Annotated in this window: 14 protein-coding genes and 2 pseudogenes; 7 read left to right on the plus strand and 9 right to left on the minus strand. The window is 61.7% G+C overall.

Annotated elements, in window-relative coordinates:
* Window positions 1–143: 143 nt before the first annotated feature.
* The 5 genes from EBS_RS06805 to EBS_RS14000 all read right to left on the minus strand — a co-directional run bounded on the left by EBS_RS06805 (window position 144) and on the right by EBS_RS14000 (window position 3844).
* The gene (locus tag EBS_RS06805) at window positions 144–1016 is read right to left on the minus strand and encodes an IS3 family transposase (protein WP_148307684.1); all 873 of its coding nucleotides are present in this window, start codon (window positions 1014–1016) and stop codon (window positions 144–146) included.
* Complete coding sequence (locus EBS_RS06810; protein WP_043107941.1) at window positions 980–1315, minus strand: transposase; 336 nt, start codon at window positions 1313–1315, stop codon at window positions 980–982. Before EBS_RS06810 ends, EBS_RS06805 begins: the two co-directional genes overlap by 37 nt.
* 64 nt (window positions 1316–1379) lie before the next feature.
* Window positions 1380–1820 carry a hypothetical protein gene (locus EBS_RS13990; RefSeq protein ID WP_148307685.1) on the minus strand — a complete coding sequence of 147 codons (441 nt, stop codon included), beginning with the start codon at window positions 1818–1820 and terminating at the stop codon, window positions 1380–1382.
* Window positions 1821–2336: 516 nt separating this feature from the next.
* The gene (locus EBS_RS14260; RefSeq protein WP_171816203.1) at window positions 2337–2705 is read right to left on the minus strand and encodes a DUF4145 domain-containing protein; all 369 of its coding nucleotides are present in this window, start codon (window positions 2703–2705) and stop codon (window positions 2337–2339) included.
* Between the two features lie 371 nt (window positions 2706–3076).
* Window positions 3077–3844 (minus strand): hypothetical protein, encoded by a 768-nt coding sequence (locus EBS_RS14000; protein ID WP_148307687.1) that lies wholly within the window; start codon window positions 3842–3844, stop codon window positions 3077–3079.
* A 620-nt stretch (window positions 3845–4464) separates the two neighbouring features.
* On the opposite strand from EBS_RS14000, the pseudogene EBS_RS14970 reads away from it, so the two are divergent.
* From EBS_RS14970 to ubiG, 3 genes and pseudogenes are all read left to right on the plus strand, one after another.
* A pseudogene (locus EBS_RS14970) lies at window positions 4465–4542 on the plus strand (hypothetical protein); the annotation flags it as partial.
* Between the two features lie 214 nt (window positions 4543–4756).
* Window positions 4757–6091, plus strand: a complete 1335-nt coding sequence (locus tag EBS_RS06820) for a TRZ/ATZ family hydrolase (protein ID WP_043107943.1) — start codon at window positions 4757–4759, stop codon at window positions 6089–6091.
* A 56-nt stretch (window positions 6092–6147) separates the two neighbouring features.
* Complete coding sequence (ubiG, locus tag EBS_RS06825) at window positions 6148–6861, plus strand: bifunctional 2-polyprenyl-6-hydroxyphenol methylase/3-demethylubiquinol 3-O-methyltransferase UbiG (RefSeq protein ID WP_043107944.1); 714 nt, start codon at window positions 6148–6150, stop codon at window positions 6859–6861.
* A 70-nt stretch (window positions 6862–6931) separates the two neighbouring features.
* On the opposite strand, the pseudogene EBS_RS12925 reads toward ubiG, so the two are convergent.
* Together EBS_RS12925 and EBS_RS06835 are read right to left on the minus strand one after the other, a co-directional pair.
* Window positions 6932–8064 (minus strand): annotated as a pseudogene (locus tag EBS_RS12925) (chloride channel protein).
* A 198-nt stretch (window positions 8065–8262) separates the two neighbouring features.
* Entirely contained in the window at window positions 8263–8793 is a 531-nt protein-coding gene (locus EBS_RS06835) for a zinc ribbon-containing protein (protein WP_043107945.1), read from the minus strand.
* Between the two features lie 137 nt (window positions 8794–8930).
* Between EBS_RS06835 and gph the strand changes: the two genes are divergently transcribed.
* From gph to EBS_RS06855, 4 genes are all read left to right on the plus strand, one after another.
* A complete protein-coding gene (gph, locus tag EBS_RS06840; RefSeq protein WP_231892776.1) occupies window positions 8931–9611 on the plus strand; it encodes a phosphoglycolate phosphatase in 681 nt (226 codons plus the stop codon).
* Window positions 9608–10378, plus strand: a complete 771-nt coding sequence (locus tag EBS_RS12935; RefSeq protein ID WP_052199376.1) for a squalene/phytoene synthase family protein — start codon at window positions 9608–9610, stop codon at window positions 10376–10378. The genes gph and EBS_RS12935 overlap by 4 nt, the downstream gene beginning before the upstream one ends.
* A gap of 54 nt (window positions 10379–10432) precedes the next feature.
* Window positions 10433–11176, plus strand: coding sequence for a YciK family oxidoreductase (locus tag EBS_RS06850; protein ID WP_043107948.1), 744 nt, complete (start codon window positions 10433–10435; stop codon window positions 11174–11176).
* A 334-nt stretch (window positions 11177–11510) separates the two neighbouring features.
* A complete protein-coding gene (locus tag EBS_RS06855) occupies window positions 11511–12404 on the plus strand; it encodes a glycosyltransferase family 2 protein (RefSeq protein WP_070104722.1) in 894 nt (297 codons plus the stop codon).
* Window positions 12405–12560: 156 nt separating this feature from the next.
* Here the strand turns inward: EBS_RS06855 and EBS_RS06860 are convergent, their stop codons facing one another.
* Together EBS_RS06860 and EBS_RS06865 are read right to left on the minus strand one after the other, a co-directional pair.
* Window positions 12561–13853, minus strand: coding sequence for a TolC family outer membrane protein (locus tag EBS_RS06860; protein ID WP_171816205.1), 1293 nt, complete (start codon window positions 13851–13853; stop codon window positions 12561–12563).
* 49 nt (window positions 13854–13902) lie between these two features.
* Window positions 13903–14733: a M23 family metallopeptidase gene (locus EBS_RS06865; protein WP_231892777.1), complete on the minus strand. Its 831-nt coding sequence runs from the start codon at window positions 14731–14733 to the stop codon at window positions 13903–13905.
* Window positions 14734–14754 lie beyond the last annotated feature (21 nt).

Consider the following 14754-nt stretch of genomic DNA (forward strand, 5'->3'; position numbering starts at 1 on the left):
GCAAACGTTCCAGAGTTTCAGTTTTTCAGAAAGTGAAACACTGTACAAATGACGGGTGTATCAAACCTAACGACCAAGCTGTGCGGCGCAAACGAAGCGCAGCGGAGTTTGCGGAATCTTCCCCCGATAAAGTTGACACCTAATCACGCTGCCACTCCTAGTTCAAATGCCTTTGGGCTCTGGTATCCCAGCGACGAATGCAGCCGCTCTTCATTGTAGAACGCGATATACCTCGCTATCTGTCGCCGCAACTGCTGCTCGCTACTGAAGGACAAGCCGTGGTAGGCATCCGACTTGAAGCTGTGAAAAAATGATTCCATGTGGGCGTTGTCGGTCATCTTGCATGGCCGGTTCATGCTCTGAATATAGCCCAGCCCCTTGAGCCGATCGCGGAACGCATGCGCCGCGTACTCGATACCGCGGTCAGAGTGGAAAATGACGGCCCCCTTCGGTCTTCGCCCCGCCACCGCCCGGTTCAGCGCCAACAAGGTCAGGCGAACCCCCTTGGTCCGCCCCAGGCACCAGCCGATGATCTGCCGGCTGTACTTGTCCATCACGGTAGCCAGGTAGCGCCACTGACGACCCACCTTGAGGTAGGTGATGTCTCCCACCCATACCTGGTTGGGCCCGTCGATCATCACGCCCAGGCTCCGGTTGGGGATGGCGCGAAAGAAGGCGTGGTTTGCCGGGTGCGCCTGGTAAAGGTTGCTCGACCGTGCCCGCAGGCCATTTTCTCTCATCAGTCGCGCTACACGCTTCTCCGAGACGGCCACACCGTGTCGCTTGAGGCTGACATGCACTCGAGGGCTTCCATAGGTGTTGCCGCTCTCCCGGTGTAGCGTCTCGATCTTCTTGAGCAACCGATCATCCTCCCGCCGGCGGGCGCATTCACCACGCCGGCGCCAGGCGTAGTACCCGGCGCGGGTCACTCCATATACCCGGCACATGGCGCTGACGCTCAGTTCGTCCCGCTTCTGCTCTATGAACGCGAAGATTTCGCCTTTCGTTCGGAACAGAACCGGATGGCCTTTTTTAGGATTTCATGCTCCTCCTTGAGTCTTGCATAATCCCGTTCGAGTTGCCTCAGCCGCTTCAACTCGGCGGCAGCCTTCGGGTCGACCAGCTTCTTCATTGCCCCCTCCAGCTTGCCCTCCCGCATCTCCTTGCGCCATCGTGACAACATGAAGGGGTGGATGTCCAATTCTTCCGCCACATCCTTCACCTTCACACCCGGAAGGTAACTCAGCCTCACCGCTGTCGCCTTGAAATCCTCACTGTACTGACGGACCTTCCTCGGCCCCTTGATTCTTGCCATTTTCCACCTCCCCAAGGTTAGTCGAAGGTGTCTACTTTTTCGGGGGAGGTTTAGTGGTCCGCGTTTATGGCATTGTTATGCGCTTAACGACATTGGCACAGTGAATATCTAAGAAGCTCAGTAGATCTTGAAACCCAGTGTGAACTGTACTCACAAAAGCGTCAATCTCAATACCTCTAAATATTTCAATTGACAAAGCTCCCGACTCACTTTCTTTTATTGAAAAATTCACAGCCCCAAAGTGGGCCAAGTAGTCTCGCACATCCTTTAGCAAAACAAACCATTCCATATTATTAACAAGATAATCAGTTAATACTGGATCTTTTACCACGCATTTTTCGCTTATTACGTACCTCATTAGGCCATTAAAACTTGTGTGCTGCCCGATTCTCGGACCATAAATTGTTTGAAACAGACCAGCTATTGTATCTAGGGTTGCGCGCACTGAAAAAACAAAAGTAAAAATACTGGCACGTAACTGGTAAATTTCTTTGTCGAAGGACAACTTGGCTTGCCCACCAGGCAACCTTTCTTTTTTTCTTTATGAATTAAACCTATTGCTTTTTTTGAAACCCCAATTTCATCCAATGACAGCCTAATAGTATGTATATTATCACGAATCATCCTATATGCAATTTTGTAATATTCAACCGCCGGATAGTATTGATACAAATAACCTCCATTGCTTTCGATTTTATAAAATTTTTCTTTTAATTTTAGCAGCGTATTTCGATCATGAATTGCGGATTGAATATTGGATAAAGGTTGTTCATAGATCGGTTGCTGATAGCAAACAGTCGAGCCTATACAGGCATCAAAAACGTACCGACCATCCCTTTGGATGGCGCTCGTGATGCCTTTTCTTTGTTGCTGATTAGCTCAAACTTCATTCAGTGTCCGATTTTCTGCGCATAACGTGCCCAGTCACCGGCCCGGCGCAGTAGGGCAATATTTGCGGCAAAAGAGCAAAGCGACGCCACAAATATTGCGTAACGTGGCTGGCTCCGTGTGAATTGGCTTGCTATGACCCTCTCCTAGTCGGTATTTTTGGCCCATACTTCGCGGCCTTCTTAGATACCACTCTTTCACGCAGCAAGAACTCCAATGTATCTAAGACAGCCTCTGAAATCTCCCTCGTCGGAGAAAAACCTCGATGTGCAGATGCATGGCCAGCCTCAATAAGAAATTCCAAAATACTTGCCTGAGCTGCCGTTACATTTCCCTTTTCAACACAAACCTTGACCTTCCTTTCAAAGCCTCCGATGTCACCTAGTAAATCTGTCAGAAACATATCTACAAGTGTTCTGCAGGCAATAGAGAAAGAGATATAGTTTTCATTGTTGTAGTTGTGGAATATCTCGCCAAGTAAGGGCAAATAATCTATGTTCACGTGACGCATCCACTCCGGCTGGCGCCGATCCATAGGCCGCGGAACCTGATAGCTCACGACGTGGTCTTCCGGATTCGCTGGAGTTCTTTCTGTGTAGAAAATATGAAAGCGGTCACATCCTTTGCAGCGCATTACACGTTCAGTAAGCTGATAGACAGTATAAGCCTCCTTATCAGCTAGCCCATCTTTCTCACTTTTAATAAAGCCTGCTCGCGGGTACCACTTTTCATGAGATACAATTTCTTCTTGATTGGTCTCGGAGCCACAGTGGGTGCAGAACATACTATCTCTCATAGTCATAACGCCAGCCGTAACAGGCGCATTTGTAGTGAGCGCAGCGAACGAAAAATGCGTCCTTGTTTACGGCCTTGTTAGGGATGCTGCGCATTAATGTATGCCACACAGAACTTTTGGGCGAGATCGATAATTAGGCTTGTAGCTTCGTTGATATCAGTTATGGCCGCTGCAGGTTGACCCCATCCCATATCGCCATGGCATGCAAATACTCCGAGAAGTAGTGAGCTATTACACGCGGCCGTAAACTGATTAATTCGATTGGGATCGCCCATCTTCGAAAAATCGTAGGCATTTTTCTTTGAGTGGTATCTCACGCTGTCATAAATCTTATACAGCGTTCCCCATGTCATAATTGTTTCCAAGGACGAGTTTAGAGAAATTAGTCCGACTTGAAATATTAAAGACCGCAATACCTCATCTTTTTTACAAAGATTAAGTATGTGTGACGAAAGCCTTCCTTTGGCAGGTGTGGAGCTATGCTCGAACCTATCTATATCGGCGTTTTGACTAAAAGGATTGTTTTCAATATTTGAGGCGTGCACCGAATATTGCCTGCCACCCTCGCATAATGCGAAATGCGTGAATTTGACTGGAACCGGAAAATTTTCATTCCAGGCGACTCTCAGTGCTCCGTTCAGTAGTAGCTGTAGGCTGAATAGGCGACAAGCTACATGCTCGGGATCATCGAGTTCATCGATATGGTATGAGAAGGCATAAAACTGCATGCCCAGATGGTCATCTTCATAAGCAAGACTGATGTCATTACCCCAAAACTCTTGTGTAAGGCTTGGATAATACCCGCCAGCGGATACGCCTATTTCCCATTTGTGGGATGAGAGCATTTTGTAATCCCTAACAGTCGTGTTGAACTGAATCTTGGTCCATCGTGATAAGCCGAATCCCGCTCCACCGTGATAGGCGGAATCGGCTTATGGCGGCGCTGCCCTGGCCTGTCAGGCCGCCCTTGGGCGTCAACCCTGTTCGCCTTGTCCCGATGATTCCAGTCACCATCATTCTCCACTAGCTCGGTATCGATGGACTTTTTGGACAGGCAGCCACTGCCATTATCAACGTCGATTCAGCGGCAAACCCGGCCTGATGCCGACAGATCGAGGCAGATTTGACGCCGGAACGCCACCCCGAGGCTAGCCCAGAGCCGACCCGAACGCAATTCCCCTCCCCGACCAGGGGATTCCCACCACATCCTGTGACTTGGGGCACCAAGAGGCACCCGCCCTTTTCCAAGGCGCAACAAACACGGATGCTGCCTCCGTCGTGATAGACGGCTGCGGGCTATCACGTCTGGACAATGGCGATTGTACGTTCTACCTTAGTTCTCTATCGAGTCGGAGTAAGAGAACAGTGACAGGGAGGGCGATGGCATGGATGCCGACGACGAACAGGAATCGATCCGCAGGTTTTGGAGGGGCTACCTCGCCCATCTGAAGACACCGAGGCGCTGGTGGTTCGACGCAATGTATCGGCAAACACGCAGAATCAGGCGCTGAATGCCTGCGCCTTCTACTTCAAGCAAATTCTCGACCGCCCCCTGGAGCTTGGTCCGTTCGCCCACGCCAAGCGGCAGAAACGGTTGCCTGTCATGCTGACGGTGCAACAGGGGCACCAGTCCACTGGAGCGGCTGGGGATAACGCCTTCCCAGTTCGTTCATTCAGCCACTTAGGGAAAGAGTATTGTTCGGCCGGTGACCTGTTCGGGCTAGAATCGTCTGCCTTTCAATCTGGGGAGCCACAAGGTGCAAGTCGAATCGCTGATCAACGCCCGCTGGGTGATCCCGGTCGAACCCGAGGGCCAGGTACTCGAACACCACAGCATCGCCATCGAGGCGGGCCGCATCCATGCCATTCTGCCCACGGCCGAGGCGCGCGAGCAGTTCCGCGCCCAGCGCACCGTGGACCTGCCGCGCCACGCCCTGATCCCCGGCCTGGTCAATGCCCATACGCATGCGGCCATGAGCCTGTTCCGCGGCCTGGCCGACGACCTGCCGCTGATGGACTGGTTGCAGCAGCACATCTGGCCGGCCGAGCAGCGCTGGGTGCACGAGGAGTTCGTGGCCGACGGCACCCGCCTGGCGATCGCCGAGATGCTGCGTGGCGGCACCACCTGCTTCAACGACATGTACTTCTTTCCCGACGTCACCGGGCAGGTGGCAGCGGCCACCGGCATGCGCGCGGTGATCGGCCTGATCCTCATCGACTTCCCTTCCGCCTGGGCGGAAGACGCAGAGGGCCACCTGGCGCGCGCCGTCGAGGTCCACGACCGCTTCCGCAACGAGCCGCTGGTGCGCACCGCGTTCGCCCCGCACGCCCCCTACTCGGTCTCCGACGGGCCACTGGAGCGCATGCGCGTGCTGGACGCCGAGCTGGATCTGCCCGTGCACATGCACGTCCACGAGACCGCCGACGAGGTGCAACAGGGCCTGGCGCAGCACGGCAAGCGCCCGCTGGCACGCCTGCAGGAGCTGGGGCTGCTCGGCCCCTCACTGGTGGCGGTGCACATGACCCAGCTCGAGGACGCCGAGATCGAGACAGTAGCGCGCGCCGGGGTCAACGTGGTGCACTGTCCCGAGTCCAACCTCAAGCTGGCCTCGGGCTTCTGCCCGGTGGCACGCCTGCTCGAGGCCGGGGTGAACGTGGCACTGGGCACCGATGGCGCGGCCAGCAACAACGACCTGGACCTGCTCGGCGAGATGCGCACCGCTGCCCTGCTCGGCAAGGGCGTGTCCGGCGACCCCAGCGCCCTGCCCGCGCGGCAAGTCCTGCACATGGCCACCCTGGGCGGTGCCCGGGCCCTTGGGCTGGGCGAGGAGATCGGCTCGCTGGTCGCAGGCAAGGCCGCGGACATCGCCGCCATCGACCTGGGCCAGCCACAGACCCAGCCGGTGTACGACCCGATCTCGCAGATCGTCTATGCCGCCGGACGCGAACAGGTCAGCGACGTGTGGGTCGCCGGGCGGCGACTGGTCTCCAACGGCCGGGTGAACTGCCTGGACCTCCCCGAGATCGTGCGTAACGCCGCCCGTTGGGGCGAACGTATTCGAGAAGGCGACGCCGCCGACCTGAAACGCTGACACCCAGGCGCCATACCCCGTAGAATGGCACCCGAGGCACGACCCCGGAGAACCCCATGCCCCAGGCCGCCAACGTCGATCAAGCCGAAGTCCGCAAGTTCGAGGAGCTCGCCAACCGCTGGTGGGACCCCAACAGCGAGTTCAAGCCGCTGCACGACATCAATCCCCTGCGCCTGGGCTACATCGAGGAGCATGCCGGGGGACTGGCCGGCAAGCGCGTGCTCGACGTGGGTTGCGGCGGCGGCATCCTCTCCGAGGCCATGGCCGAACGCGGGGCCGAGGTGACCGGCATCGACATGGGCGAGGCGCCGCTGGAGGTGGCGCGGCTGCACCTGCTCGAATCGAACCTGGAGGTGGACTACCGGCGCATCCCGGTGGAAGAACTGGCTGCCGAACAGCCCGGCAGTTTCGATCTGGTCACCTGCATGGAGATGCTCGAGCATGTCCCCGACCCGGCCTCGGTGGTGCGCGCCTGTCACGACCTGGTGAAACCCGGTGGGACGGTGTGTTTCTCGACCATCAACCGCAATCCCAAGAGCTACCTGTTCGCCATCGTCGGGGCCGAGTACCTGCTGCGCCTGCTGCCTCGGGGCACCCACGACTATGCCCGGTTCATTCGTCCCTCGGAGCTGGCCCACTGGGCGCGGGACGCGGGCCTGGCGGTGGAAGACCTCTGCGGCATGACCTACAACCCGTTCACCGGGGTCTATCGGCTGGAAGCCCGGGACGTGGATGTGAACTACCTGATGGCCTGTCGCAGGGACGCCTGAGCAGATCCCTCCCCGCTGGCGGGGAAGGAGAAACCGCACTTTTTCAGCACTTCCCTCGAAAGCCGGCGGCTCAATCTTCCCTGGCCTCGTAGCGCGCGCCTTCCCCGGTTCGGACCTCCGCCAGCCGCCGCACGTGTTCGAAGATGGATTCACGCCCCAGCACCTGCCGTGCCAGCACATCGGCGAAGACCACCGCGACCATTCCCGGAAAGATGATGTTCGGATTGCCGGTGAGCTCCAGCAACGCCATCAGGGAGGCCAGCGGCGCGCGCAGCACCGCGCTCATCATGGTGAGCATGCCGATCACCGCGTAGAAGGCGACCGGCCCGGTGGGAAAGCCGATGGATTGCACCAGCGCGCCGACCACGGCACCCAGCGCGCCACCGATCACCAGCGAGGGGCCGATCAGGCCGCCGGGCACGCGCAGCCCGACCGCGATGGCGGTGGCCAGCAACTTGCCCACGATCAGCGTAAGCAGCACGGCCATGCCCAGGTGATCGTTGAGAATCGCATCCAGGGAGTCGTAACTGATGCCCGGCACCTGCGGCACCCACAGGCCGATCAGCCCCGTCGCCAGGCCGGCCAGCGCAAACCCCAGCGCCGGACGCAGATGCCCGCCGAGGCGCCAGCTCCATTCCGTGAACAGGATGAAGACCACGGCGACCAGGCCGCTGAACGTACCCAAGGCCGCCAGCAGCAGGATCTCCTCGAAGGCGGCCATCTGCAGACCGGCGGCAAGATGAAAGGTCGGCGTCGCCCCATAGGCGAGCTGGGCGATGATGGCGCCGATCACCGAGGCGGTCATCACCGGGATGAAGCGATCGACACGGTAACGCACGCCCAGCACCTCGATCACGAACACGATGCCGGCCAGCGGCGTGTGAAGGCCGCTGCGATCGCGGCCGCCGCGCCGCACACGGTCAGGGTAAAGCTGTCGGCCTCGTCGGAACGCGCCCCCACCCAGCTGCCGGTGGCCGCCCCCAGATGCACGCCCGGTCCCTCCCGGTCCACCGAGTGTCCGCAGACGATGGCGAAACTGCCGGCCAGGAACTGCACCACCGCATTGCCCAGTGGCAGGTCGGCCCGGCCGGTGTGCCGCAATTGCTGGATGGCATGCACGATACCGACCGAGCGCAGGTGCGGCGGCAGGCGCTCGAACACCATGCCCAGCACCAGCCCGCCGAGCAGCGGCAAGGCGAGCATCACGCCGTCGGGCAGGGCCTCGTAGTTACCCAGCCGGCCGTCGGGAAGAAAGGCACGCTGGCTGGTCTCGATCAGCCAGCGAAAGGCAAGCACCACGCCACCGGCCAGCAGGCCGGTGACCGCGCCCAGCACGGTCAGGCGGATCAGGGCCTTCTGCACGGCAGATGCTGTGCCTGCGCGTCAGCCGCGGTGTGGGCGTCAATCGACGGCGACACGCTGGAATTCGGTGGCCTGGCACTTGGGACAGGGGGGAATGTGTCCCGCCTTGTGCAGACGCAGCCGTTCGCCACACTTCATGCATTCGAAAGTGCCCGGCAGGGCCACCTCGCCGGTGCGATAGGTCGGACGCTCGGTGGCCGCTTCCATCTTGAGCTTGAGCCACTCGACCTCGGTACGATCGGCCGCCTGCAACAGCAGGCCGGCGAGCCAGTCTTCCAGCAGCGCGGTCTCGAACCCCAGCCAGTCCTTCAGGTCGCGACCCGTCTCGGCCAGGTGCCTTCCCATGTCGCGCAGATCGCGCTCCAGGTACTCGGCCAGTTTCTGTCCCTGCTCCCCGGTAATCTCCTCGGCCGCGAACAACTTGTCGCGCGCCTTGCCCACCAGATCGTGCAGCACGGGCTCGGTACGATCGCCGATCTGTTTCCATTCCTCGGCCACGGCCTCGAACAGCCTTTCATAGACCTGCCCCACGGCCTCGACAGGATCGTGCGGGGGTTTCAGTTCCTTCATGTTGCCTCTCCGGTTGCCAGCGTTTCCTGCCACGCAGATGCGGCCTGACGAAACGCGAATCAAGTCCGGCCACCCGAATTGACAGGGTAAGGCTACGGTAACATGATCCCCGCCCCGCGACCGATCAGGTAAGCACCGTGAACCCATTGCCCCTTCCCGCGGCCGTGCTGTTCGATCTCGACGGCACGCTCGCCGACACCGCACCGGACCTGGCGCATGCCCTCAACGAGACATTGCGCCACTACGGACGTCCGCCACTGCCGTTCGCACAGATCCGCCCGGTGGTGTCGCACGGCGGCATCGCCCTGATCCAGCTGGGCTTCGGCATGGCGCCGGAGGAACCCGGCTTCGAGGAACGCCGCCAGCACCTGTTGCAGGTCTACCAGGACAACCTGTACCGCGAGACCCGCCTTTTCGACGGCATGGAAACGGTACTGGAGACGCTCGAACAGCGCGGTATCGCCTGGGGGGTGGTGACCAACAAGCCCTCGTGGCTGACCGATCCGCTGATGCGGGCGCTGGGACTGGACCAGCGCACCCCGGCCATCGTCAGTGGCGACACCTGCCCCGAGCGCAAACCCCATCCCCTGCCGATCCTGCATGCCTGCAAGCTGCTCGCCGTGCCGCCGGAACATTGCTGGTTTGTCGGCGACGCGGGCCGTGACATGCAGGCCGCGCGCGCAGCCGGGTGCCTGCCCATCGGCGCGACCTTCGGCTATCTGCACCCGGACGATCCGGTCGAGAACTGGGGCAGCGTGCTCGACATCGACCATCCGCGCGCCCTGCTCGAACTGCTCGAACAGTCGGAGACGACGTGAACGCAGACTGGCACTTTCCCAACGCCGCCACACCACCGGGATCGGCAGCCTATTACCTGGTCCGCTTCGCCCGCGCGGATGAGCGCAACCACCTCGCCGCCTGGCTGGCCTGGTTCGACCTGCTGGAGAACATGGTGCGCCGCGCCAGCGATCCGGGGGTGACCCGACTCAAGCTCGACTGGTGGCGCGAAGAGATCGAACGCCTTGCGCACGGCGAGGTGCAGCATCCGCTGTCCCGGGTGCTGGCGCCGTGGACGCGGAGCAGCGACTGCCGCCCCCTGATGCTGCGCGCCCTCGACGCCACCGAGCAACGCATCATGCAGCGGGCCCCTGACAACCTCGAGGACTTTCACCGGCAATGCCGTGACGAACAGGCCAGCCGTCTGTACCTGCTCGCGGGCTCCACCAAGGAGACACCGGCAATCGAGGCACTCGGCTGCTACCTGGGCACCGTGGCACGCCTGCAACGCCTGGGCGAGGATCTGCAACGCCATCACCGCACCCTGCCCCACGAGTTCGCCATCCCCGGCATCGAGCAGCTGCTGCAAGACCGGAGGCTCGGCACACCCGGTATTTCGCTGTTGCAAGCGGCCGAAGACGGGCTGGACCGGGAGGCCGCCCTCGACTACCCGCTGCGTGCCCTGCTGGCACAGCACCGGCGAACGGCCCGCCTGTTGCGGCGCCATGACTTCCCCACCGACCGCCTGCTGCATCCCTCGCCGCTGGGCCTGCTGTGGGACGCCTGGCGAGCTTCGCACCAACCCTGAAATCACTGCCTTGCGGTAGAATCCCTGCCTTTCCCTACCTGGAGCCGCCGTATCATGTCGTATCCCGCCGACTACCAACCCGCCCCCAACCTGCTGCGCGACCGTGTCGTCCTGGTGACCGGCGCGGGCGACGGCATCGGCCGTGCCGTCTCCCTGGCCTGCGCCACGCACGGCGCCACCGTGGTGCTCGCGGGCAAGACGGTGAAGAAACTCGAAGCGGTGTACGACGAGATCGAACAGACCGGCGGCCCCCAGCCTGCCATCTACCCCATCAACCTAGAGGGCGCCACGCCCGCCGACTACGACCAGCTGGCGCAGACCATCGAGAGCCAGCTCGGACGCCTGGACGGACTGGTGCACTGCGCTGCCATGCTGCCCTACCTGTCACGCCTCAAGGACCACGAGGCCGAAGACTGGATGAAGGTCATGCAAGTCAACCTGAACGCCCCCTTCCTGCTCACCCAGGCCCTGTTCGGGCTGCTGGAGGCGTCGGACAGCGGACGCGTGATCTTCACCGTGGACAGCGTGGGCACCGAGGGCCGTGCCTTCTGGGGAGCCTATGGCGCCGGCAAGGCCGGGCTGGACAGCCTGGCGCGCATCTGGGCGCAGGAACTGGAGAACAGCCGCCTCCGGGTCAACCGGATCGACCCCGGCCCCACGCTGACCGCCTTGCGCAAGCGGGTCTTTCCCGGCGAGGACAGCAGCACCCTGAAACGGCCCGAGGCCATTGCCCCCGCCTACCTCTGGCTGCTCGACCCGGCCAACCCGGTCAATGGCGAGTGTCTGCGCCCGGACTAGCCCGAACATTTCACCCGGCTGCTCCCGTTATCGGCATTTGGTACGTTCGTTCGGGAATTTGCGCTATTTCACGCGAAATCACATCTTGTTCCGTCCAGGATGACGCAGGTGTCGATGCCTGGCATGCCGGGTGGCCCCTCCGACCAACCGCCCTCATGCATGGGAGTGGCAGCGCGGCCGGTCTGCGATCTGCAGCGTACTCTCCGGCCACCCGCCTGTGGTGTAGTGAGAGAGCTACAGTTTCGGGCCGACAAGCGGAAACGGATCCCTCGACAAGCGCCGGTCGGCAACTTAGAGTTGCCCGCCTGTCTGATTTTCAGACGAGGGCTGTATCGTGACCGATAAGGAAGGGACTTCTGCCGGGTTGAGCATCGTCATCCCGGCGCTCAACGAGGCGGCCTCCCTGCGCGAGCTGCTGCCCGAATTGAAACAGCGCTTTCCGTCGGCCGAGATCCTGGTGGTGGACGACGGCTCCACGGATGACACCGCAACGCTCCGCAAGGAGCTCGACGTCCGCTGCATCCGCCATCCCTACAACATGGGCAATGGCGCGGCAGTCAAGGACGGCGCGCGGCACGCCAGGGGTGAAACCCTCGTGTTCATGGACGCCGACGGCCAGCACCTGCCGGAACACGTCGAGCACCTGCTCGAGCGCTTCCACACCGAGGACCTGGACATGCTGGTCGGCGCGCGCAACAGCGCGGGGCAGGCCGGCCTGTTGCGCGGCCTGGGCAACCGTATCTTCAACCTGTTGGCAAGCTGGATGACCGGACACCGCGTCCTGGACCTGACCAGCGGCCTGCGAGTGGTGCGCGCCGACCGCTTTCGCGAGTTCCTGCACCTGTTACCCAACGGCTTTTCCTATCCCACCACCTCGACCATGGCCTTCTTCCGCTCCGGCTACTCGGTGGCCTACGAACCGGTGGACGTGCGCGCCCGCACCGGCACAAGCCACCTGAACATCTGGCGCGAAGGACTGCGCTTCCTGCTGATCATCTTCAAGATCGGCACCCTGTACTCGCCACTCAAGCTGTTCGCCCCGCTCAGCCTGGTGCTGTTCGTCGCCGCCTCGGTCTGGTATGCCTATACCCTGCTCACCGAGGGACGCTTCACCAACATGAGCGCCCTGCTCTACACCACCTCGCTGCTGACCTTCATGATCGGCCTGGTATCCGAACAGATCACCACCCTGATGTTCGCCCATCGCAACTACGAGCGCCGCGACTGAACGCGGCGCCCGCACACGAGCAAGTCCGGGAGATCTTCGATCAAGTCTCTCCCCCGCTTGCGGGGGAGGTCGGGAGGGGGCGTGGCCCCTGGTGCGAAAGCCCCCTCTTACCCCCATTTCATGGTGGGAGCATGTGGACTTTCTTCAGGGGTTCCGTCAGTGCTTGAGCCAGGTATTGACCCGCTTCACATCCTCCACCGACAGGGTGCCGGCAGCGCTCAGCAGGCGCAGGGTGCTCAACACATAATCGTAACGCGCCTGAGCATAGTCGCGCCGCGCGCGGAACAGCTCGCTCTGGCTGTTGAGCACATCGACCAGAGTCCGGGTACCGGCCTCGAAACCGGCCTCGGTGGCCTCCAGGGCGCTGAGTGCCGAGCGCACCGTGGCCTTGAGCGCGGCCACGCGGCTGATCGCCGCCTGGATACCACGATAGGCGTCACGCACCTGGCGCACCACCTCGCGACGCTTGGCATCGAGGCTCTCCTGCGCCGCGATGAACTGGTGCCGCGCCTGGCGGGCACCGGTTACCAGCGCCCCGCCAGTGTACAGCGGCACCGCCAGCTGCAGGCCGATGGTGCGGGTGTCCAGGTCACGTCCGCCCACCGCATCGGTGCGTGAGCGTCCCAGGGACGCCGACCAGGCCAGCGTGGGATAACGCAGTGCGCGCCGCCGCGCAATCTCCTTGCGCGCCACCTCGTTGGCCAGTCGCGCCGACTGCACCGCCGGGTTGTGCTGCAACGCCAGTTCGCTCCAGGCATCGAGGCTGGCCGGGTTCGGCGGCAGCAATCGCAACTCGTCCTTCAGGTCGTCCAGCTGGGATGGGGCATCGGCGACCACCTGGCGCAGTGCCTCCAGCGCATTGTCCACGGCGTTGCGCGCGGTGATCTCGCTGGCCTTGGACTGGTCGAAGCGTGCCTGCGCCTCGTGCACGTCGGTGATCGCCACCTGGGCAACCTCGAAGCGCTCCTTCGCCTGCTCGAGCTGACGTGCGATGGCCTTCTTTTCGGCCTGCGTGAACACCAGGTTCTCGCGCGCCGAGAGCACGCCGAAATAGGCCTCGGCCAGGCGCAGGATCAAGCCCTGCTCGGCAGCCGTATAGTCAGCATCGGCCTGCTTCACCTGATCGCGCGCCTGCGACAGGGCGACCCGGCGGTCCTGGCGAAACAACGGCTGCACCACCTGCACGGTGAGCGCATTGCTGGCGTAGTCGTCATTCGGCGCACCCTGCACGTCCTGCGAGGTGTAGTCGAGATTGCCGCTCAGATTGGCGTTGGGCAGCAGATTGGCCCGCGCCAGGGGTTCGGCCTCGTGGCCGGCATCACGGCTCGCACGGGCGGCGCGGATCACGGGGTCGTTCTGGGCTGCCCTTTGATAGAGGCTCAACAGATCGTCCGCCTGGGCACTCAGGGACAGCGCCAGCATGCCCATCACCGTCAACAGCTTCTTCATGCTCATTATTCCATATATTTTATGTGTACATAATTTTGTTTATGGTACGCTACTTACGTCCCACTTCAACTACCTGTCGCGACATCGGCGGCACCAGCAATTGCGGATCGATGCGTACATCGCGCAAGTTGGCGCCCCAATGCAGGTGCGGCCCGGTGGCGCGCCCGGTGGCACCGATCTCGGCGATGGGCTGGCCCTTTCTGACCCGATCACCGACCTTGACCAGCAGCTTGCTCAGGTGCAGGTAGGAAGTGTTCAGACGCAGGCCATGATCGATGATCAGGGTGCCGCCCGAGAAGAACAGGTCCGGATCGGCGAAGATCACCACCCCGTCGGCCGGGGCCACCACCGTGGTCCCCTTGGGCCGGGCGATGTCCACGCCGTAGTGTGGTCGCCGGGGCTTGCCATTGAGGACGCGCTGGCTGCCATAGGTGCCCGAGATGGGGCCTTCCACCGGCCAGGTGAAACCCTGCAGAAAATCGGCGCGTTCCCTGAGGATGCGTCGCGCCTTCTTCACCGCCGCCGTCTCGCGGCGGATACGCGCCAGTTCGGCCTCGGTCCGCGGCGTGACCTTGTTGGCAGGCAGGCCATTGATACGCTGGATGCGGAACTGGCGCCGGGCAATCTTCAGCCGGCGTTTCTCCTCGTGGCCGTCGGGATAGCGGATCCTGAGCTCCGAGACCGGCTTGGCATCGCGCGCAAACCCCAGCAGGAAGATCCCGCCAGGCCCCACATCCACCGGCCTGCCGTCCTGCCAGACCTTCGCGCCCTGCGGCAGGCCACGACCGACGGCCATGCCCCCCTGGGTAAAATCACCGTCCAGCGACAGGCCGCCGGCCAGCACCGGCCCTGCCAGCAGCAGCCACGCCAGCCACCACAACCACCTGGCACCGCTTGAATT

This window comes from endosymbiont of unidentified scaly snail isolate Monju (genome assembly GCF_000801295.1).
In the GTDB taxonomy this organism is placed as follows: domain Bacteria; phylum Pseudomonadota; class Gammaproteobacteria; order Chromatiales; family Chromatiaceae; genus MONJU.